The following is an 18130-nucleotide window of genomic DNA, read 5'->3' on the forward strand; positions in this document are numbered from 1 at the left end:
CTATGACTCAGCCCCGATTCCCCAGTACCGGCGAACTCGCCCTCGACGACCGTGCGGCCCTGCGCCGCGTGCACGGTCTGTCGACCGAGCTCACCGACGTCTCCGAGGTCGAATACCGCCAGCTCCGTCTGGAGCGGGTGGTGCTGGTGGGTGTGTGGACCGACGGCAGTGCCGCCGACGCCGACGCCAGCCTGGCCGAACTGGCCGCCTTGGCCGAAACCGCCGGATCCGAGGTCCTCGAAGGCCTCATCCAGCGTCGCGACAAACCCGACCCGTCCACCTACATCGGCTCCGGCAAGGCCCAGGAGCTGCGCGAGGTGGTGATCGCCACCGGCGCCGACACCGTGATCTGCGACGGTGAGCTCTCACCCGCGCAGCTGAACGCGCTGGAGAAGGCCGTCAAGGTCAAGGTGATCGACCGCACCGCCCTGATCCTGGACATCTTCGCCCAGCACGCCACCAGCCGCGAGGGCAAGGCCCAGGTGTCGCTGGCCCAGATGGAGTACATGCTGCCCCGGCTGCGCGGCTGGGGTGAGTCGATGTCCCGCCAGGCCGGTGGCCGCGCCGGCGGTGCCGGCGGCGGTGTGGGTACCCGCGGCCCCGGTGAGACAAAGATCGAGACCGACCGCCGCCGCATCCGTGAGCGGATGGCCAAGCTGCGTCGCGAGATCCGGGACATGAAGAAGATCCGCGACACCCAGCGCAGTGGGCGCGTGCGCAGCGACGTCGCGCAACTGGCCATCGTCGGGTACACCAACGCGGGTAAGTCCAGCCTGCTCAACGCCTTGACCGGTGCCGGTGTGCTGGTGGAGAACGCCCTGTTCGCCACCTTGGAACCCACCACCCGGCGCGGCGAGTTCGACGACGGGCGGCCCTTCGTGCTCACCGACACGGTGGGTTTCGTGCGGCACCTGCCCACGCAGCTGGTCGAGGCGTTCCAGTCCACGCTCGAAGAAGTGGTGGGCGCGGATCTGCTGGTGCATGTGGTCGACGGTTCCGATGCCTTTCCGCTGGCCCAGATCAGCGCAGTGCGTCAGGTGATCAACGACGTGGTGACCGATCGCAACGGTGCTCGGCCACCGGAGCTGTTGGTGGTCAACAAGATCGATGCCGCCGGTGATCTGGCGCTGGCGCAGCTGCGTCGCGCCCTGCCCGAGGCGGTGTTCGTCTCCGCGCACACCGGCGACGGCCTGGACCGGCTGCGGCAGCGGATGGCGGAGCTGGTGGAGCCCACCGACGTCGCGGTGGACGTCACCATCCCCTATGACCGCGGCGATCTGGTGGCCAGAGTGCACAGCGACGGCCGGGTGGACGCTGCCGAGCACACCGAATCCGGCACCAGGATCAAAGGATTCGTGCCCGCCGGACTGGCGGCCGGGCTACGGCAGTTCGCGACGCACTAGCCAGCCGGAGGAGATGCGGCTATCAGCGTCGGGGGCTCGTGTGCCCGGACCGGCGGCAGGGTGCCGCTGAACTTCTCCACCTGGACCAGCACGTGGGCCCCGGTGCTCCCGCGCGCCAGCGTCGAGGTGCCGATATCGGTGGTCAGCACATTGGGGTTGCCGTGCACGCACATGCTGTCGGGGTCCGCCGGATCCAGCGGGTCGTACCAGGCGCCGGTCGGCAGCTGCACCACCTCGGGACGCACCGCCGCATCCACCACCACCCCGGCCAGGCAGCTGCCGCGGTCGTTGAACACCCGCACCACATCGCCGTGGCTCAGCCCGCGTGCGGCGGCGTCGCGCGGGTTCATCCGGATGGGTTCGCGGCCTTGAATTTTCGAGCCCTGGCTGGTGGCCCCGGTGTCGAGTTGGCTGTGCAGCCGGGTCGCGGGTTGGTTGGCGATCAGGTGTAGCGGGTAGCGCTGGGCGCGCGGGCCGCCCAGCCACTCCTGGGGGGCAAACCACGTGGGGTGCCCGGCACAGTCGTCGTAACCGAAGTCGGCGATGGTGTCGGAGAAGATCTCGATGCGCCCGCTCGGGGTGCCCAGGCGGTACGTGTCGGGATCGGCGCGGAAATCCGCCAACAGGGTCAGGCCCTCCTCGACCGGGAGCCGCAGCGATCCGGCCGACCAGAAGTCCTCGAAGGTGGGCACGGTGAAATCGAGAGTGCGCGCCCACCCGTCGTACAGATGTGCCAGCCACTGCCGCTCGGTGCGGCCCTCGGTGAACTGCTCGCCGAAGCCCAGGCTCTCGGCCAGCGCGGCGAACGTCTCATAGTCGTTGCGGGAGTTCGCAAACGGTGTCGCCAGGGCAGGCATGGCCATGAACACGGGGTCGTTGCGGGAACCGGAGAAGTCGTTGCGCTCGTAGGCGGTGGTGGACGGCACCACGATGTCGGCGTGCTTGGCCATCGCGGTCCAGTACGGGTCGTGCACCACCACGGTGTCCACCCGGGCCAGAGCGCGCCGCAGCCGGGGCAGGTTCTGATGGTGGTGGAACGGGTTGCCGCCGGCCCAGTACACGCAGCGAATGTCGGGGTAGGTCAGCGTCAACCCGTTGAACTCGAACCGCTCGCCGGGATGCAGCAGCATGTCGCTGACGGCGGCGACCGGAATGAACGTCTGCACCGGGTTGACGCCCTGGGGCAGCACCGGCAGGCGGCAGCGGATGGGCGGTAGGCCCGGTTCGTTCATGGAGCCGTAGCCGTGGCCGAAACCGGCTCCGGTGAGCCCGATCTGGCCGAGCATCGCGGCCAGCGTGAGCCCCATCCAGGGTGCCTGCTCGCCGTGCTCGGTGCGCTGCAGTGACCAGCTGACCGTCACGATGGTGCGCCCGGCGGCCATCTGCCGGGCCAGCGTGCGCAGCGTGTCCGCGGGCAGACCGCAGATCGGGGCCGCCCACTCCGGTGACTTGGGCACCCCGTCGTCGAGGCCCAGCAGGTAGCGCTCGAATCGGGGGTACCCGACGCAGTAGGTTGCCAGGAAATCCCGGTCGGCCAGGTTCTCCTGCGCCAGGACATGGCCCAGCGCGAGCATGATGGCCACGTCGGTGCCCGGTACCGAGGGCAGCCAGGTGCAATCGCCGTCGACGTCGTCACGCAGCGGGGAGAACGAGACGATGCGCCCGCCGCGCGCCCGCAGCCGGTTCAGGGCGTCCCGCGCCGGATGTGCAGTGGTACCACCGTGATTGACGGCGGTGTTCTTCATCGCGATGCCGCCGAAGCACACCATCAGGTCGGTGTGCTCGGCGATGACGTCCCAACTGGTGGACCGCTTGAACAGGTCGTCGTGCGTGCCGACCACCCGCGGCATGATCACCCCGGTGGCGCCCAGGCTGTAGGAGTGCCGCGACGACGTGTAGCCGCCGAGCAGTTTGAGGAACCGGTGCACCTGGCTCTGGGCGTGGTGGAACCGCCCGGCGCTGGCCCAGCCGTAGGAGCCGCCGTAGATGGCCTCGTTGCCGTGGGTGTCGACGACCCGGCGCAGTTCGTCGGCCAGCAGGTCGGTCAGTTCGGCCCAGGAGACCGCGACGAAGTCGTCGGCCCCCCGCCGGTCGGTGGGCCCGGGGCCGTCGTCGAGCCAGCCCCGGCGCACCGCGGGACCGGCGATCCGGGCACGGTGACGCAGTGACCCCGGCAGATTGCCGAGTAGCGGGGAGGGGTCCACGTCGCCCGCCGGGGCCTGTACGGCGGTGATGTCACCATCGGCGACCTGTGCGTGGAAAGCGCCCCAGTGGGTGAGGCCGGAGCCGGACATGCGGGGAGTTTACGAGGTGGGAGCCGACCGCATTTGCCGACCAACCACCCGGTTGGTATATCGTCAGTGGCAAGACGTATTGTCGAAATCCCCGGAGGTCTCATCATGGGTAGTGCCGTCAAGTACCAGCGCACGCTGTTCGAGCCGGAGCACGAACTGTTCCGCGAGTCCTACCGTTCCTTCCTGGAGCGCCACGTCGCCCCGCACCACGAGAAGTGGGAGAAGGACAAGATCGTCGACCGCAACGTGTGGCTGGAGGCCGGCAAGCAAGGCTTCCTGGGCATGGCCGTGCCCGAGGAGTACGGCGGCGGCGGCAACGACGACTTCCGCTACAACTGCATCCTGACCGAGGAGACCACGGCGGGGCGCTACAGCGGGATCGGTTTCGGGCTGCACAACGACGTGGTGGCGCCCTACCTGCTGCGCCTGGCCACCGAGGAGCAGCGTCAGCGCTGGCTGCCGGGTTTCTGCAGCGGCGAGCTGATCACCGCGATCGCCATGACCGAACCCGGCACGGGCAGCGACCTGCAGGGCATCAAGACCCGCGCGGTCAAGCAGGACGACGGCAGCTGGGTGCTCAACGGCTCGAAGACGTTCATCACCAACGGTATTCACTCCGACCTGGTGATCGTCGTCGCGCAGACCGACCCCGACAAGGGTGCGCAGGGCTTCTCGCTGCTGGTTGTCGAGCGGGGGATGGAAGGCTTCGAGCGCGGGCGTCACCTCGACAAGATCGGCCTGGATGCCCAGGACACCGCGGAACTGTCGTTCACCGATGTGAAAGTGCCCGCGGAGAATCTCCTCGGCGACGAGGGCATGGGTTTCATCTATTTGATGCAGAACCTGCCGCAGGAGCGGCTCAACATCGCCGTCATGGCAGCCGCAGCGATGGAGGCGGTGCTCGACGAGACCATTCAATACACCAAGGAGCGCAAGGCTTTCGGCAAACCGATCGGCAGCTTCCAGAACAGCCGGTTCACCCTGGCCGAGCTGGCCACCGAGGCCACCGCGGTGCGGATCATGGTCGACGAGTTCATCCGGCTCCACCTCGATGAGAAGTTGACCGCCGAACAGGCCGCCATGGCCAAGTGGTGGACCACCGAAGCGCAGGTGCGTCTGGTCGACCGGTGCCTGCAATTGCACGGCGGTTACGGCTACATGCGTGAATACACCGTCGCGCGCGCATTTCTCGATGCACGCGTGCAGACCATCTACGGCGGGACCACCGAGATCATGAAAGAGATCGTGGGTCGCAGTCTCGGGGTCTGAGCCCCCCAATAGCACAACATCATGCGCGCAAAACGCATCCGGCCTGCACGTGAATTCGGTATGAGGTGGGTATTGTCGTCGAAATGACGGCGATATGGCCATATTGTGCTCGGCTATTGTCCGTGAGTTGACGGAATTGGCTTTTCGGGCACCGGCCGGTAAACGCGGGGAGTGGGCATGAGAACGCAGCGGAACCCATTGCGATGGGCCTTCGGAGTTCTGGCGGTGATGTGTACCGCAGTTGCCTTCGTGGTGCCGTCGGCTCCGGTCGCGCACGCCGACCCTCAAGGAGATGCTGTCGCCGCCATCGATGCGGCCTGGGTGGCCGCCGGCGGCGACACCTCACCGCTGGGTCCCAAGGTGGGCGGGGTGTACCCGGCGGGTGCGGGCTTCGGACAGGACTTCGCCAGCGGCGCGATCTTCTTCTCGCCGGGCACCGGGGCCCGGTCCATGTTCGGCGCCATCCTGGACAAGTACCGCGCCGTCGGGGGGCCCGCCGACAGCGGCCTGGGCTTCCCCAACATCGACGAGGGTCCCGGCCGCGCGCCGGAGAGCCGCAACGTCACGTTCGACTCGCCCGAGGGTGCGGTGATCTTCTGGACCCCCGCGACGGGGGCATGGGTGGTGCGCGGGATCATCAACGCGGCCTGGGACCGCCTGGGCGGCTCGTCCGGGCCCCTCGGTGTCCCGACCGGCGATGAAACGTACAGCGGCGAAACGATTTCCCAGACCTTCGCCGGCGGACAGATCAGTTACGACACCGCCGCCAAGACGTTCACCACCACACCGCCCGAACTCGCCGGACAGCTCGCGGATCTGCCGCTGCCCGACGACGCCACCAGCGCGATCAACGTGGCCTGGCGGGTGGCCGGTGGCCCCACCGGGCAGTTGGGCGCCAAGACCGGCGACCAGTACGCAGTGGGCGACGGCGGGGCCGGCCAGGACTTCAACGGCGGCAAGATCTTCTACTCGCCCGACACCGGCGCGCACATCGTCAGCGGCACCATCCTGGAGAAGTACGAAGAGGCGGGCGGGCCCACCGGGGAGCTCGGTTTTCCCGTCACCAACGAAGCCGACGGTGACATCCCGGGCAGCCGCGTCAGCACGTTCGGCGCCGAGGGCGAACCGGCCATCGTATGGACACCTGAACACGGTGCGGTGATCGTCCGGGGCCCGATGAAAGCAGCGTGGGACGAACTCGGTGGCAGCGGCGGTGATCTGGGTGTACCGATCGCCGATCAGACCGGCGACGACACCATCACGCAGAACTTCAGCGGTGGCCAGGTCACCTACAACAGCTCGAACAACACGTTCAGCACCCAGCCCCCGGAGCTGGCCGAGCGGCTCTCGGGTCTCGAGTTGGCGCAGCAGCCCGCGCCCAGCGCCACCTCGGCGCAGCCGTCGGCGCAGGACGAATCCGACGCCGAGTCCGGCGGGCAGAACTGGTACCCGTGGGCGATTCTCGGGGTGGCGGTGGTGTTGGTGCTGGCGCTGGCCGGCTTCCTGGTGGCGCGACGCCGCGGCGCCGGTGGCCCCGCGGTTGATCAGACGGGTGGCTACGGTCCGATGCCCGGTGATGACCGGAGCGAGTTCGAGCCGACTGAGTTCGAGCGGAGCGAGTTCGAGCGGGGTGGCCTCGCCGATTCGGGGGACACGCGCGACGACGCGGACCGGGGCCTGTGGGCCACGGCACCATCGGCGCAGACCAGCGGTCCGTCGACTCCCGCGGACCACGATTCCGACGACACCGCGTATCTCGCCGCGCAGCCGCCCTGGGCCAAACGCGAGCCCGGTGCGACGCCCTGGTCCGGCGCTGACGTCCCGTCGGAATCCGGCGCTGAACCGGTGAGCGGGCCGGCGCTGTTCACCCATCACGGCGCCCACGAAGGTGACGACCTCGACGCCGAGGTGGACGAGCAGGATCCCGACGATGTGGATACCGCGCCCACCCGGGTGCAGTCCGATCCCGACGCACCCTCCGGCCGGCACGCCGCCGTGCCCGCCGAGGACTCCCGGCCGCCGTGGTTGACCGACGCGGATTACGAACCGCCGGCGTCGAACTCGTTGTTCGCACCGGTGTACGGCGCCCCGCCACCGCCTGCCGACGGGCCCCTGGCCGAGCACGATCCGCGGGCCTATGGCGGAGACCATGAGCAGAGCGAGCACCAGCAGTACGACCATGGGCAGACCGATTACCCGGATTACCCGGAGTCCGACTACACCGAGCCCGTCGAGGAGACCCCGCAGCCGGAGCACTACGGCCATCCGGGGTACGACCATTCGGAATCGGACCACGGCGCCGAATCCGCCTACGACCCTCAGGATTACGCGCAGCCCGAGGAACTGGGCGCAGGTGCGGCCTCCCCCACGGGCTTCTCGTCGGCACCCCCGGCCATCCATCTTCCGCTGGAGGATCCCGACGAGGCGCCCGAGGGCTATCCCGTCAAAGGCAGCATGCGCACCGGTACTTATCACCCACCAGGCTCGGACTCCTACGAGGTGACGGTGGCCGAGATATGGTTCGCCAGCGAGGAATTGGCCGAGGCCAACGGGTTCACCAAAGCGGAGTGATCGGCCGCAAGATCTGACCCGGCCGAGGCCGGGTCAGATCTTGCGGATGACCGTGACGACTTTGCCCAGGATCGCGGCATCGTTGCCCGGAATCGGGTCGAACGCGGGGTTGTGGGGCATCAGCCACACCTGACCGCTGGTGCGTTTGAAGGTCTTCACCGTGGCTTCACCGTCGATCATCGCTGCGACGATATCGCCGTTGTCGGCCACGTTCTGTTGTCGGACCACCACCCAGTCACCGTCGCAGATGGCAGCGTCCACCATCGACTCGCCGACGACCTTGAGCAAAAACAGCGAGCCCTCACCCACGAGTTCGCGGGGGAGCGGGAAGACGTCCTCCACGGCCTGTTCGGCCAGGATGGGACCACCTGCGGCGATGCGGCCGAGCACCGGGACGAACGTGGGCTCCGGCAGCGCATCCGAACCCGCCACATCGGTGACGACCGCCGCCGCCGCATCGTCGGCTCCCCGGACGTCGACGGCGCGGGGCCGGTTGGGGTCGCGCCGCAGGTAGCCCTTGCGCTCCAGGGTGCGCAGCTGATGCGCCACCGAGGAGGTGGACGTCAGACCGACCGCATCGCCGATCTCGCGGATGCTGGGGGGATAACCCCTGGTGGTCACCGAGGTGCGGATGACCTCGAGGATGGTGCGTTGCCGTTCGGTCAACGACGGGTCTGGAGAAGTGCCGCGCCAGCCGTCCTGCGCGTCTGAGCCTGTGTCCGTGCTGTCACCCATGGCACCGAATGTAATCGCCAGAGCCACCAGAATCAAACATGTGTTCGAGGCGTGTCGCCGATCGCTGCCGTGCATCCCGGCGTGACTGCTGAGGCGGATGAGGCGAACTTTTTTGTCGGTGGGCCGGTTTATCGTTCGGCAACAGATCGATCACATGTTCGGATTCAGGCTTTTCCTTCGAACGTGTGATCGAGTAAATTCGAACACAGGAGCGAACATGGACCAGCTCGACCGCCCTCGTCACACCCGTCCCGGCCGCTCACGTCATCACGTCCCACATTCGAAAGGATCCGCCATGACCATCACCTCGACCCTGCCCCCGCGTCTGCCCCAGCCCGCTCCCGTCGGTGATCCCACCACGCTGCGGTACCGCCCCGCCGGTGAGCAGGCCCGTCGGCGCCCTGCCGAGATCCGCCCGTCCGGTGCTGCGCTGCGGCAGCGCGGCACCGGGGTGCGCGTCTCGCGGGCGCCACACCGCCGCGCCCGCGCCATCACGCCGGTCACCACGGTCGGTCTGGCTCTGCTGGCCGCCATGATCACGGTGTGGCTAGGTGCGGTGGCGGAGTTCGGCCAGGCCATCCAGGGTGGCTCGGCACCGGCGCCGGCCAAGTTGGCCGTCGTGCAGGTGCAGTCCGGGGAGACATTGCAGACTGTGGCCGCCCGCATCGCGCCGGAGGCCCCCATCGGTGAGACGGTGCAGCAGATCCGTGAGCTCAACCGCCTCGAGGGCGCAGCGGTGAACGCCGGGCAGACGCTGATCGCCCCCGTCGGCTGAGACCATGGGTCTGATGGCTGCGGCCACTGCCATGGCGGTGGCTGGCGCGTGCGCGGCGCAGGTACTCTCTGAGGCGGGGGTAACACGTGTCGAATACGGCGAAGGAGCGGTAATGCACTGTCCTTTCTGCCGGCATCCGGATTCGCGTGTGGTGGATTCCCGCGAAACCGATGAGGGTCAAGCCATTCGGAGGCGCCGCTCGTGCCCGGAGTGCGGACGCCGGTTCACCACCGTCGAGACGGCGGTGCTGGCGGTGGTCAAGCGCAGCGGTGTCACCGAGCCCTTCTCCCGCGAGAAGGTGATGCGCGGAGTGCGCCGGGCGTGCCAGGGCCGTCAGGTCGACGACGACGCCCTGAATCTGTTGGCGCAGCAGGTCGAGGACACCATCAGGGCGGCGGGGTCGCCCGAGGTTCCCAGCAACGAGGTCGGTCTGGCCATCCTCGGCCCACTGCGGGACCTCGATGAGGTTGCTTACCTACGATTCGCGTCGGTGTACCGCTCGTTCTCGTCGGCGGATGATTTCGAGCAGGAGATCCGCGCTCTGCGCGAGCACCGCCGGGTGTCCGCGTCCGGCTGACCGGTCAGGGCAGGTGCACCGTGCGAGGGCCATCGTCGACCACGCGTCCTGCGACCTGCACCCAGCCGGTGGGGGACCAGCGGGTTCGGATCTGAGATCCCTTGCCCTGCGTGATGTCCAGGTCGCGGCTCAGATGTTCGGTGATCCGCACCGCGGCAGCGCCGGTGGCCTCGTCCTCGGCGATTCCCAAGTTGTTGGCGAACATTCGCGACCTCAACGCCCCGGCATCTTCGTCGATCCATGTCCACAGATAGTGCTCCACGTCATCGGAGTAGTCCGCGGGGTCGGCGTCGGCCAACGCCTCGACTGACGCGAGCTGGTGGATGAGGAACTCAGGTGCCCATTCGGCGCGAGCGCTGATTCCGGTCAGCCCGTCGTCAGTGTCGACACCGTAGGTCACCTGCACCACCCCGGCCGGCACCTGCAGGGTGTGCACCGCGGTGCCCTGCTCGCGCAGCCACCACGCCGCGCCCACGGTCGGGTGGCCGGCAAAGGGCAGTTCGGTGACCGGCGTGTAGATCCGGACGTGGGCGGAACTGCTGTCCGCCTTCGGCGGATCGACGAATATTGTTTCGCTGTAACCCAATTCGTTGGCCAGCTGCTGGCGTTGCCCCGGGGGTACGGCATCGGCGAGCGCTACTCCCAGGGGGTTTCCGTAATTGCCCGCAGCGTCGGTGAACACCCGCAGCACAGTCACGTCGATACCCATGTACCGACTCTACGTGGCGCAGGCGGGGGTGTTTTCAGCGAGTCCGCCGACGGTGTCAGGTGGCGCTGCGCTCGTCGTGCCCCATCGCGTCCAGTACGGCCACCCTGGTATCGACGGTGCCGGAGATGGAGCGCTCGCGCACCCCGTCGCGCAGCAGCTGGCGTAGCGCAGCCTGGTCGTATTCGGCGGGTTCGGTGGTGTCGATGAAGCGCTGCACCACCTCGACGAAACGATCGGGGTCGTCGTGGAACGGAAAGTGGCCTGACCCGGCAAAGATCTCCAACTCAGAGCCGGGCATCGCGGCGTGTGCCATCCGTGCGTGACTGACCGGGATCACCACATCGCGGTCGCCCCAGATCAGTTGCACCGGAACACTTTCGGTGAGGTAACACCGGTCCAGCATGGTCACCACCTGGCCACGCCAGTCGACCACGGCGCGCAAGGTCCGGGTGAACGCCGATGAGGCGGTCGGTTCGGGCAGGTCCCGCAGGATGCGCAGCACATGGGGCAGCTCACGGCCCAGGGAGGTGTTCCCGAGCAGGCTGCCGGCCACCTTGCCCGCCACCTGCACAGCGGGCAGCACCAGAGGCAACCGCAGCAGCGCCAGCGCTTCCCCGCCCAACGGCAGGGACGCCGCCCGCAGGGCAATGTTGACGTCGTGGGTGACACCGCCTGCCCCCACCAGAATCAGGCGTTCCACCAATTGCGGGAACTGGTAGGCGAACTGCATGGCCACGCCGCCACCGAGGGAGTGCCCCACGACGGTCACCCTCTCGATGTCCAGCACACCCAGCAGGTCGCGCATCCCGTTGGCGTAGGCGGCCACCGAATAGTCGGCGCGCGGTTTGTCTGACTGCCCGTGACCCAGCAGGTCCGGGGCGATCACGGTGAACCGCTGCGCCAGCTTGGCCTGCACGCTGGCCCAGGTGGTCGAGTTGTCGCCGATACCGTGGATCAGCAGCAGCGCCGGGCCGGAACCGGCGATGCGGAACGCCCGCCGGTAGCCGTGGATGGTGCGGAAGTCGAGCGTCGGGGTGACCTCGCGGACGGACCGCAGGTTGGGTTTGCGCTCGCTCATACGGTCACCGAATCACGGCCCGGGCACCGAACTGGAGAGTGGGTCATGTACGCCAACTTCGTCGTCGGGCCCCGTGGCGGCGGTACCGAGGCGGATACCGTCAGCTGACCCGCACCGGCGACTCAGCTGTTCTCGTCGTCTCCAAACGGGTCCGCAGACGGGTCACCGGCCTGTTGGGCCAGGAAACGCTCGAACTCCGCTCCGAGTTCATCGCCGCTGGGGAGGTCCTCGTCCCTGGCGAGCAGAGAGCGGTTCTCCTGTGCGTCGACGAATGCATCGTACTGTCGCTCGAGCGCGGTCACCACCTGGGCGACCTCGCTGCTGCCCTCGACCTGCTCGTCGATCTTGATGCGGATCTCCGCGGCGGCTTCGGTCAGGCGTTCGGTGGGAAGCTGCAGCGAGCTGGACTTCGCCACCTGCTCGACCAGCGCCTTCGCGGCTTCGGGGTAGGCGGTCTGCGCCAGGTAGTGCGGCACGTGCACGGTGAATCCCATGACCTCGTGGCCGTGCTGGGCCAGCCGGTACTCCAGCAGATTGGAGACGCTGCCCGGAACCTGCACCTCGCCCACCCACGGCGTGTGATCGGCGATGAGTTCCTTGTTGTTGGCGTGCGCGGTCATCGTGACCGGGCGGGTGTGGGGCACCGCCATGGGGATGGCGCCCAACCCGATGGTCCGGCGCACCCCGAGACGCTCGGCCAGCAACCGCACCGCGGTGATGAACCGCTCCCACTTCAGGTCGGGCTCCAGGCCGGCGAGCAGCAGGAACGGGGTGCCCACGCTGTCGTGCAGGGCGTAGAGGTTCAGCTCGGGGGTCTCGTAGTGGGTGAAGTGGTCGGTCTTGAACGTCATCAGAGGTCGCCGTGACCGGTAGTCCAGCAACTCGTCGATGGCGAAAGACGCCACCAGTTCGGTGTCCAGCGACTCACGCAGGTGGTCGGCGGCCAGTTTGATGGCGTGCCCGGCATCGGAGAAGCCTTCGAGGGCGTGCACCAGCACCGGTCCGCGGCCGTCGGCAGACGACAGTTGAGGAGCCGGGAATTCCAGCTCGTACATTCCGCTCTCCTCCGGCCGGTAGGCGCGGTCCGAGTCCTGTCCGGGATCGTCGGTGTGAGCCATCTGTTCTCGCCTCCTCGTGCTGCGCAGGACACGCGGTGTACGTCGTGTCCCGCCCATTTTCTCTCAGCCCCGCGTCTGCGTGGCGGCAGCCCCGCCGTCACATCGAACGTCGGGTGGGGCGGCCGGCATTCCTGCGCGTACACAGGAGTACCCAGGCCGGGCCGCAGCAGACAGGTGTCAGCGCCGGAATTCGTGCAGGGCCCGCAGCTTGTTCATCACATCCAGCGCCGCGACCTTGTAGGCCTCCGAGAACGTCGGATAGTTGAAGACCGCGTCGACGAGGTACTCGACGGTGCCGCCGCAGCCCATCACGGCCTGGCCGATGTGCACCATCTCGGTGGCGTTGGTGCCGAAGATGTGGACACCCAGCAGCGTGAGGTCCTCGGTGGAGACCAGCAGTTTCAGCATGCCGTAGGAGTCGCCGGCGATCTGGCCGCGGGCCAGTTCGCGATAACGGGAGACACCGACCTCGTACGGAATGGCGTCCTTGGTCAGGTCCACCTCGGTGGCGCCGACGTAGGAGACCTCGGGAATGGAGTAGATCCCGATGGGCTGGAGCTCGGTCATGGCGTGGGCGGGTTCGTCGAACGCGTGGTAGGCAGCCAGCCGGCCCTGGTCCATCGAGGTGGCCGCCAGAGCCGGGAAACCGATGACATCGCCGACGGCGTAGATGTGGTCGACCTTGGTCTGATAGTTGTCGTCGACGAAAATCCGGCCGCGGTTGTCGGCCTCCAGGCCGGCGTTGTCGAGGTCCAGATGGTCGGTCTGGCCCTGGCGGCCCGCGGAGTACATCACCGTCTCGGCGGGGATCTGCTTGCCGCTGGCCAGCGTGGTGACCGTGCCGGAGGCGCCGACGTCCACCGCTGTCACCTCCTCGCCGAATCGGAAGGTGACAGCCAGGTCGCGTAAGTGGAATTTCAGCGCTTCGATGATCTCGGGGTCGCAGAACTCCAGCATGTTGGCGCGCTTTTCGACCACGGTGACCTTGGTGCCCAGGGCCGCGAACATCGACGCGTACTCGATGCCGATGACACCGGCACCCACCACCACCATCGACGTCGGAATGAACTTCAGATCCAGGATGCCGTCGGAGTCGAGCACCCGTTGCTCGTCGAACTCCACACCGGCCGGCCGGGCCGGCTTCGTGCCCGTGGCGATGACGACGTGGTGGCCGCTGACCGTGACGCGTTCAGCTCGAGAGGGATCCTCGACGCTGATGGTGTGCGGGTCGACGAAGCGGGCGTGCCCGGTGTACAGCTCGATCCGGTTGCGCATCAACTGGTTGCGCACCACATCGATCTCCTTGCCGATCACGTGCTGGGTGCGGGCCAGCAGATCGGCGGGGGTGATCTTCTCCTTGACCCGGTAACTGGCGCCGTACAGTTCGCGCTGGCTCATGCCGGTGAGGTAGACGACGGCCTCGCGCAGCGTCTTCGACGGGATGGTGCCGGTGTTGACGCACACGCCGCCGAGCATGCGGCCCCGTTCGACCACCGCCACCGACTTGCCGAGTTTCGCCGCGGCGATCGCGGCCTTCTGCCCGCCGGGACCCGAACCGATGACCACCAGGTCGTACTCCTGCATCGAACCCATGGCTAGCTGTTTACGCCGGTCACCCATCGTGTGTATGCCGAGCGTGTCAATACCGCGTGAACAATGACTGCAGAGCAGTCATCCACAATCGGTACTTCATCCACAGGCGGGCCCGCGACGGTCGCTGCGACGCACACGGCTGACGGTGCCGCTTGCCAGCGTCGGGGCATGACATCAGCGCACCCGGAACCGCACCCACCGTTCGACCGCTCGCACCTCGACGGCGCTGGCGACCTCACCCTGAACCGGCCTGGAGCTCTGATCGCCGCGTTGCCCGCCCTGCTCGGGTTCGTCCCGGCCGATTCACTGATCCTGGTGTCACTGGACCGGGGGCAGATCGGCGCCGTGCTGCGAGTGGATCTGGAGCCGGAGCCGGCCGAGCGACTCGACGAACTGGTGTCCGTGGCTGCCGCCGCCCAGCCGGACGCCGTGATTGCCGTGATCGTCGACCGCTCCGGGGCGTTGTGTCCCTGCTGCGGCGACCGCCACCGCCGGCTGTGTGCAGCGCTGGCCGACGAACTCGACCACCACGACATCCCCCTGTGGGCCGCTCACGTGGTGGACGTCGTGGCGGTCGGCGGGCGCTGGCACTGTGCCGACGGTTGTGGTGCTCGCGGTCTGGTCGATGATCCGGACACCTCTCCGGTGACCGTGGCGGCGGTGCTGGACGGACGCAGGCTCTACAGCAGCCGGGCCGAGTTGGAGAACCTGATCGCCGCCGACGACAGCGACCGCAGCCGCAGCGTCGCAGCCGCTGTCAGCGCGCTGGAGGCCGGGCAGCGCCACCACGCAGATGACGCACAGAATCGTGACGAGCGGGCCCGCCGCGCCGTAGAGGACACCCTGGCCGCGGCCGGCCGCGTGGCCGCAGGCGAAACGTTGACCGACGCGGAGATCGCGGTGACCGCTCTGGGGTTGACGGAGGTGCGGGCACGGGACACTCTTTACGGCCTGGCGGTGGGGGAGTGTGCGGCGGCGGCCGAGACGTTGTGGTCCACCCTGGCGCGGCTGCTGCCGCGGCACCTGCGGGTGGAGGCCCTGGTGCAGTTGGCCTACTGCGCGTATGCCCGCAGTGACGGACCGCTGGCCGGCCTGTCGCTGGAGGCGGCGTTGCGGATCGACCCCGGCCACCGGATGGCGGCTCTGCTGGACGAAGCTCTGCGCAACGGCATGACGCCGCTGCAGATCCGGGCACTGGCAACCACGGCATACCGGTTGGCCGACAGTCTCGGCGTGGTCCTGCCGACCCGCCTCGAGCGCGGTCGGCAGGCCGGGTGAGCGCCCGTGTCCGGGTGGCTCAGACCTTCTCGACCTTCACGGCGTGGGCCATCTCGTGCGGCAACTCGACCTGCTCGTGGCCGGGAATCACGATGGTGACGCCACCGTGCGGGTTGGTCTCGACCGTCACGCGGGCATTCGGCACCACGCCGGCCTCCTTGAGGCGGCCGATCAGTCCGACATCGCCCTGGACGTGCTCGGTCAATTGCCGCACCACGACGGCCACCGGCGAGCCCGCAGGCAGTTCGGTCAGCCGCACCAGGTTCTGCTCCTCGGCTTCCAGCTCGCCGCCGATACCGAGCTCGGCCAGTCCGGGGATGGGGTTGCCGAACGGGGAGACGGTGGGGTTGTCCAGCACCGCCACCAGCCGGCGCTCGACGTCCTCGCTCATCACGTGTTCCCAGCGGCAGGCCTCGGCGTGCACTTCTTCCCAGGGCAGGCCGATCACGTCGACCAGCAGCCGCTCGGCCAGCCGGTGCTTGCGCATCACGGCGATGGCCAGGGCACGGCCGGTCTCGGTGAGCTCCAGGTGCCGGTCACCGGCGACGTGCAGCAAGCCGTCGCGTTCCATCCGGGACACGGTCTGGCTGACGGTGGGGCCGCTCTGCTCGAGGCGCTCGGCAATGCGTGCGCGCAGCGGGACCACACCCTCCTCCTCGAGGTCGTAGATGGTCCGCAAGTACATCTCAGTGGTGTCGACCAGGTCGTTCATGTGGTACCTCCGTCGGCGACGAGTCTACTTGGCCAGCTGCGGCGATGGGACGCTCTGGCGCGGCGCGGCGAGCAGGCGCAATGGTAGTCGGCAGCAGTGACCGGACAGCAGTGTGCCCGCCGGGCGGGGACGCGGCGGGCACACTCTCGCACCGGCGGACCGGGCCGCCGGAATCCAGGGTCAGCTGGCGTAGGAACGCAGCCGGTCGGCGCGCTCCCCGTGGCGCAGCTTGGCCATCACCTCACGCTCGATCTGACGCACGCGTTCGCGCGACAACCCGAACAACTTGCCGATCTGATCCAGGGTGCGCGGCTGACCGTCGTCGAGACCGAACCGCAACCGGATCACCTGATGCTCGCGCTCGTCGAGCGTGGAGAGCACGCTGCGGATGTCGGTGTGCAGCAGTTCGGCGATGACGGCGTTCTCCGCCGACAGCGCCTCGGAGTCCTCGATGAAATCGCCCAGCGGCGCTTCCTCGTCGGTGCCCACCGGCATGTCCAGCGACACTGGGTCACGGCTGTGCTCCAGCAGATCGTTGATCTTCTCGACGGGGATACCGCTCTCTTCGGCCAGTTCTTCGTCGGTGGCCTCGCGACCCAGGTTCTGGTGCATCTCACGCTTGATGCGGGCCAGCTTGTTCACCTGCTCGACGAGGTGGACGGGCAGCCGTATGGTGCGGCTCTGGTCCGCCATGCCGCGGGTGATGGCCTGCCGGATCCACCACGTGGCGTAGGTGGAGAACTTGAAACCCTTGGTGTAGTCGAACTTTTCCATCGCCCGAATCAGCCCGAGGTTGCCCTCCTGGATCAGGTCCAGCAGCGGCATCCCGCGGCCGGTGTACCGCTTGGCCAGCGACACGACCAGGCGCAGGTTGGCCTCCAGCAGATGGCTGCGGGCCGCTTGACCATCGCGGGCCACTGCCGCCAGATCGCGTCTGCGGTTCTCGCCGAGGCGCTTCCGGGTTTCCAGCAGATGCTGCGCGTAGAGGCCGGCCTCGATGCGCTTGGCCAGCTCCACCTCGTCGGCGGCGTTGAGCAAGGCCGTCTTCCCGATGCCGTTGAGGTACACCCGCACGAGGTCTGCGGCAGGGCTCTGGGCGTCGAGATCGCCGTCGATGCGGGTCGCGGTGGCATGTGCCATATCGGCCTCCTAGTGGCTCGAACTTCTTGATGGTTCAACGCCTGATTGGAGAGAAGAGTTCCCACGGGTGTACGGGTTCACACCGGCTGACGTGCGCAAATGCGCGCCCGACCTGAGAATGCTCTGAGAAACGAACTAGAAGTCCCTCATGTGGGCGTTCTCGGCGTCTCGTGGCGGGTTGGCGCCGGGATCCGCTGGGGCCGTTCCCGGTTCGAGGGCGGGCCGCTCGGCGGTGGGGAACAACGGAATCCGACGCTGATCGCGGTCGAAGCGGCGCGGTTCCTCCCGGCGTCGCGGCGGCCGGTCATTGGCGATCAGGACTGCGATCCACGGCAGCGGAATCGACACCGCGACGATAAGCAGTGAGAGCCAACCGTTTTCCCAGATTCCGTACGCGGCCGCGGCCAGCAGTAGGGCCGGAATGCGAAATGACATGATCGTCAAATATTTTCGGACGCGCTGGCGGTGTTCCTCCTCGTAGGGAGGAGCAGCGTGGGTGATGAGTACCGGGCGACCTTCGTCGTCGAAACCCAGCTGCTGGCTGTGCTTCATACCTCTACTGTGGCACAGCTGGGGCCGCCCGGCGCCATGGGTTTGTCGACCGTCATTTTCTCGGCAGAATGGTGCCCATGCAGACCGACACCCTCGAACGCACCGACGCCGACGAACGGACCGATGACGGTACCGACGACGATCGGCCCAAGTTCTTCCATTACGTCAAGAAAGAAAAGATCGCCGAGAGCGCAGTGATGGGCACCCACGTCGTCGCGCTGTGCGGCGAGGTGTTCCCGGTCACCCGGTCGGCCAAACCCGGCTCCCCGGTGTGCCCGGATTGCAAGCGCATCTACGAGCAACTCAAGAAGTGACGATCGACCCGC

The 18130-nt window shown here is 67.9% G+C and carries 16 protein-coding genes; 7 read left to right on the forward strand and 9 right to left on the reverse strand.

Annotated features, from left to right (window positions below; all coding sequences use genetic code 11):
• Positions 1–2 precede the first annotated feature (2 nt).
• Positions 3–1403: a GTPase HflX gene (gene hflX, locus G6N58_RS20805; RefSeq protein WP_115277446.1), complete on the forward strand. Its 1401-nt coding sequence runs from the start codon at positions 3–5 to the stop codon at positions 1401–1403.
• On the opposite strand, the gene G6N58_RS20810 is transcribed toward hflX, so the two are convergent.
• Positions 1400–3697, reverse strand: coding sequence for a molybdopterin guanine dinucleotide-containing S/N-oxide reductase (locus tag G6N58_RS20810; RefSeq protein ID WP_115277445.1), 2298 nt, complete (start codon positions 3695–3697; stop codon positions 1400–1402). The genes hflX and G6N58_RS20810 overlap by 4 nt on opposite strands.
• A gap of 105 nt (positions 3698–3802) precedes the next feature.
• Between G6N58_RS20810 and G6N58_RS20815 the strand changes: the two genes are divergently transcribed.
• Both G6N58_RS20815 and G6N58_RS20820 read left to right on the forward strand, forming a co-directional pair.
• A complete protein-coding gene (locus G6N58_RS20815; RefSeq protein ID WP_068916501.1) occupies positions 3803–4966 on the forward strand; it encodes an acyl-CoA dehydrogenase family protein in 1164 nt (387 codons plus the stop codon).
• A 177-nt stretch (positions 4967–5143) separates the two neighbouring features.
• The gene (locus tag G6N58_RS20820) at positions 5144–7537 is read left to right on the forward strand and encodes a sunset domain-containing protein (protein WP_147289290.1); all 2394 of its coding nucleotides are present in this window, start codon (positions 5144–5146) and stop codon (positions 7535–7537) included.
• A gap of 33 nt (positions 7538–7570) precedes the next feature.
• Here the strand turns inward: G6N58_RS20820 and lexA are convergent, their stop codons facing one another.
• Entirely contained in the window at positions 7571–8272 is a 702-nt protein-coding gene (gene lexA, locus G6N58_RS20825) for a transcriptional repressor LexA (RefSeq protein WP_068916502.1), read from the reverse strand.
• Between the two features lie 295 nt (positions 8273–8567).
• Here lexA and G6N58_RS20830 point away from each other — a divergent pair, with 295 nt between their 5' ends.
• Positions 8568–9047, forward strand: a complete 480-nt coding sequence (locus G6N58_RS20830; RefSeq protein WP_115277443.1) for a LysM peptidoglycan-binding domain-containing protein — start codon at positions 8568–8570, stop codon at positions 9045–9047.
• A 112-nt stretch (positions 9048–9159) separates the two neighbouring features.
• Positions 9160–9624 (forward strand): transcriptional regulator NrdR, encoded by a 465-nt coding sequence (gene nrdR, locus G6N58_RS20835; RefSeq protein WP_068916504.1) that lies wholly within the window; start codon positions 9160–9162, stop codon positions 9622–9624.
• A gap of 4 nt (positions 9625–9628) precedes the next feature.
• Here the strand turns inward: nrdR and G6N58_RS20840 are convergent, their stop codons facing one another.
• The 4 genes from G6N58_RS20840 to sthA form a co-directional block, all read right to left on the reverse strand.
• Positions 9629–10333: a PhzF family protein gene (locus G6N58_RS20840; RefSeq protein WP_115277442.1), complete on the reverse strand. Its 705-nt coding sequence runs from the start codon at positions 10331–10333 to the stop codon at positions 9629–9631.
• 55 nt (positions 10334–10388) lie between these two features.
• On the reverse strand, positions 10389–11411 hold the full coding sequence (locus G6N58_RS20845; RefSeq protein ID WP_068916506.1) for an alpha/beta fold hydrolase: 1023 nt from the start codon (positions 11409–11411) through the stop codon (positions 10389–10391).
• A 122-nt stretch (positions 11412–11533) separates the two neighbouring features.
• Positions 11534–12529, reverse strand: a complete 996-nt coding sequence (locus tag G6N58_RS20850) for a proteasome assembly chaperone family protein (RefSeq protein WP_115277441.1) — start codon at positions 12527–12529, stop codon at positions 11534–11536.
• A gap of 177 nt (positions 12530–12706) precedes the next feature.
• Positions 12707–14113 carry a Si-specific NAD(P)(+) transhydrogenase gene (sthA, locus tag G6N58_RS20855; protein WP_178057585.1) on the reverse strand — a complete coding sequence of 469 codons (1407 nt, stop codon included), beginning with the start codon at positions 14111–14113 and terminating at the stop codon, positions 12707–12709.
• Between the two features lie 177 nt (positions 14114–14290).
• Here sthA and G6N58_RS20860 point away from each other — a divergent pair, with 177 nt between their 5' ends.
• Positions 14291–15400: a DUF4192 domain-containing protein gene (locus G6N58_RS20860; protein WP_115277439.1), complete on the forward strand. Its 1110-nt coding sequence runs from the start codon at positions 14291–14293 to the stop codon at positions 15398–15400.
• A 19-nt stretch (positions 15401–15419) separates the two neighbouring features.
• Here G6N58_RS20860 and G6N58_RS20865 read toward each other — a convergent pair whose 3' ends face one another.
• From G6N58_RS20865 to G6N58_RS20875, 3 genes are all read right to left on the reverse strand, one after another.
• A complete protein-coding gene (locus G6N58_RS20865) occupies positions 15420–16112 on the reverse strand; it encodes an iron-dependent transcriptional repressor DtxR (RefSeq protein WP_068916509.1) in 693 nt (230 codons plus the stop codon).
• 180 nt (positions 16113–16292) lie between these two features.
• Complete coding sequence (locus G6N58_RS20870; RefSeq protein ID WP_068916510.1) at positions 16293–17252, reverse strand: sigma-70 family RNA polymerase sigma factor; 960 nt, start codon at positions 17250–17252, stop codon at positions 16293–16295.
• Between the two features lie 135 nt (positions 17253–17387).
• Complete coding sequence (locus G6N58_RS20875) at positions 17388–17822, reverse strand: DUF3099 domain-containing protein (RefSeq protein ID WP_068916511.1); 435 nt, start codon at positions 17820–17822, stop codon at positions 17388–17390.
• Positions 17823–17881: 59 nt separating this feature from the next.
• On the opposite strand from G6N58_RS20875, the gene G6N58_RS20880 reads away from it, so the two are divergent.
• A complete protein-coding gene (locus G6N58_RS20880; protein ID WP_068919773.1) occupies positions 17882–18118 on the forward strand; it encodes a DUF3039 domain-containing protein in 237 nt (78 codons plus the stop codon).
• Positions 18119–18130: the final 12 nt, after the last annotated feature.

Source organism: Mycolicibacterium tokaiense (assembly GCF_010725885.1).
In the GTDB taxonomy this organism is placed as follows: Bacteria; Actinomycetota; Actinomycetes; order Mycobacteriales; family Mycobacteriaceae; genus Mycobacterium; species Mycobacterium tokaiense.

Bases quoted from the DNA above. Each gene is read 5' to 3' on its own strand.
- hflX (WP_115277446.1), top strand. From the start codon at position 3: ATGACTCAGCCCCGATTCCCCAGTACCGGCGAACTCGCCCTCGACGAC.
- G6N58_RS20810 (WP_115277445.1), bottom strand. From the start codon at position 3,697: ATGTCCGGCTCCGGCCTCACCCACTGGGGCGCTTTCCACGCACAGGTC.
- G6N58_RS20815 (WP_068916501.1), top strand. From the start codon at position 3,803: ATGGGTAGTGCCGTCAAGTACCAGCGCACGCTGTTCGAGCCGGAGCAC.
- G6N58_RS20820 (WP_147289290.1), top strand. From the start codon at position 5,144: ATGAGAACGCAGCGGAACCCATTGCGATGGGCCTTCGGAGTTCTGGCG.
- lexA (WP_068916502.1), bottom strand. From the start codon at position 8,272: ATGGGTGACAGCACGGACACAGGCTCAGACGCGCAGGACGGCTGGCGC.
- G6N58_RS20830 (WP_115277443.1), top strand. From the start codon at position 8,568: ATGACCATCACCTCGACCCTGCCCCCGCGTCTGCCCCAGCCCGCTCCC.
- nrdR (WP_068916504.1), top strand. From the start codon at position 9,160: ATGCACTGTCCTTTCTGCCGGCATCCGGATTCGCGTGTGGTGGATTCC.
- G6N58_RS20840 (WP_115277442.1), bottom strand. From the start codon at position 10,333: ATGGGTATCGACGTGACTGTGCTGCGGGTGTTCACCGACGCTGCGGGC.
- G6N58_RS20845 (WP_068916506.1), bottom strand. From the start codon at position 11,411: ATGAGCGAGCGCAAACCCAACCTGCGGTCCGTCCGCGAGGTCACCCCG.
- G6N58_RS20850 (WP_115277441.1), bottom strand. From the start codon at position 12,529: ATGGCTCACACCGACGATCCCGGACAGGACTCGGACCGCGCCTACCGG.
- sthA (WP_178057585.1), bottom strand. From the start codon at position 14,113: ATGCAGGAGTACGACCTGGTGGTCATCGGTTCGGGTCCCGGCGGGCAG.
- G6N58_RS20860 (WP_115277439.1), top strand. From the start codon at position 14,291: ATGACATCAGCGCACCCGGAACCGCACCCACCGTTCGACCGCTCGCAC.
- G6N58_RS20865 (WP_068916509.1), bottom strand. From the start codon at position 16,112: ATGAACGACCTGGTCGACACCACTGAGATGTACTTGCGGACCATCTAC.
- G6N58_RS20870 (WP_068916510.1), bottom strand. From the start codon at position 17,252: ATGGCACATGCCACCGCGACCCGCATCGACGGCGATCTCGACGCCCAG.
- G6N58_RS20880 (WP_068919773.1), top strand. From the start codon at position 17,882: ATGCAGACCGACACCCTCGAACGCACCGACGCCGACGAACGGACCGAT.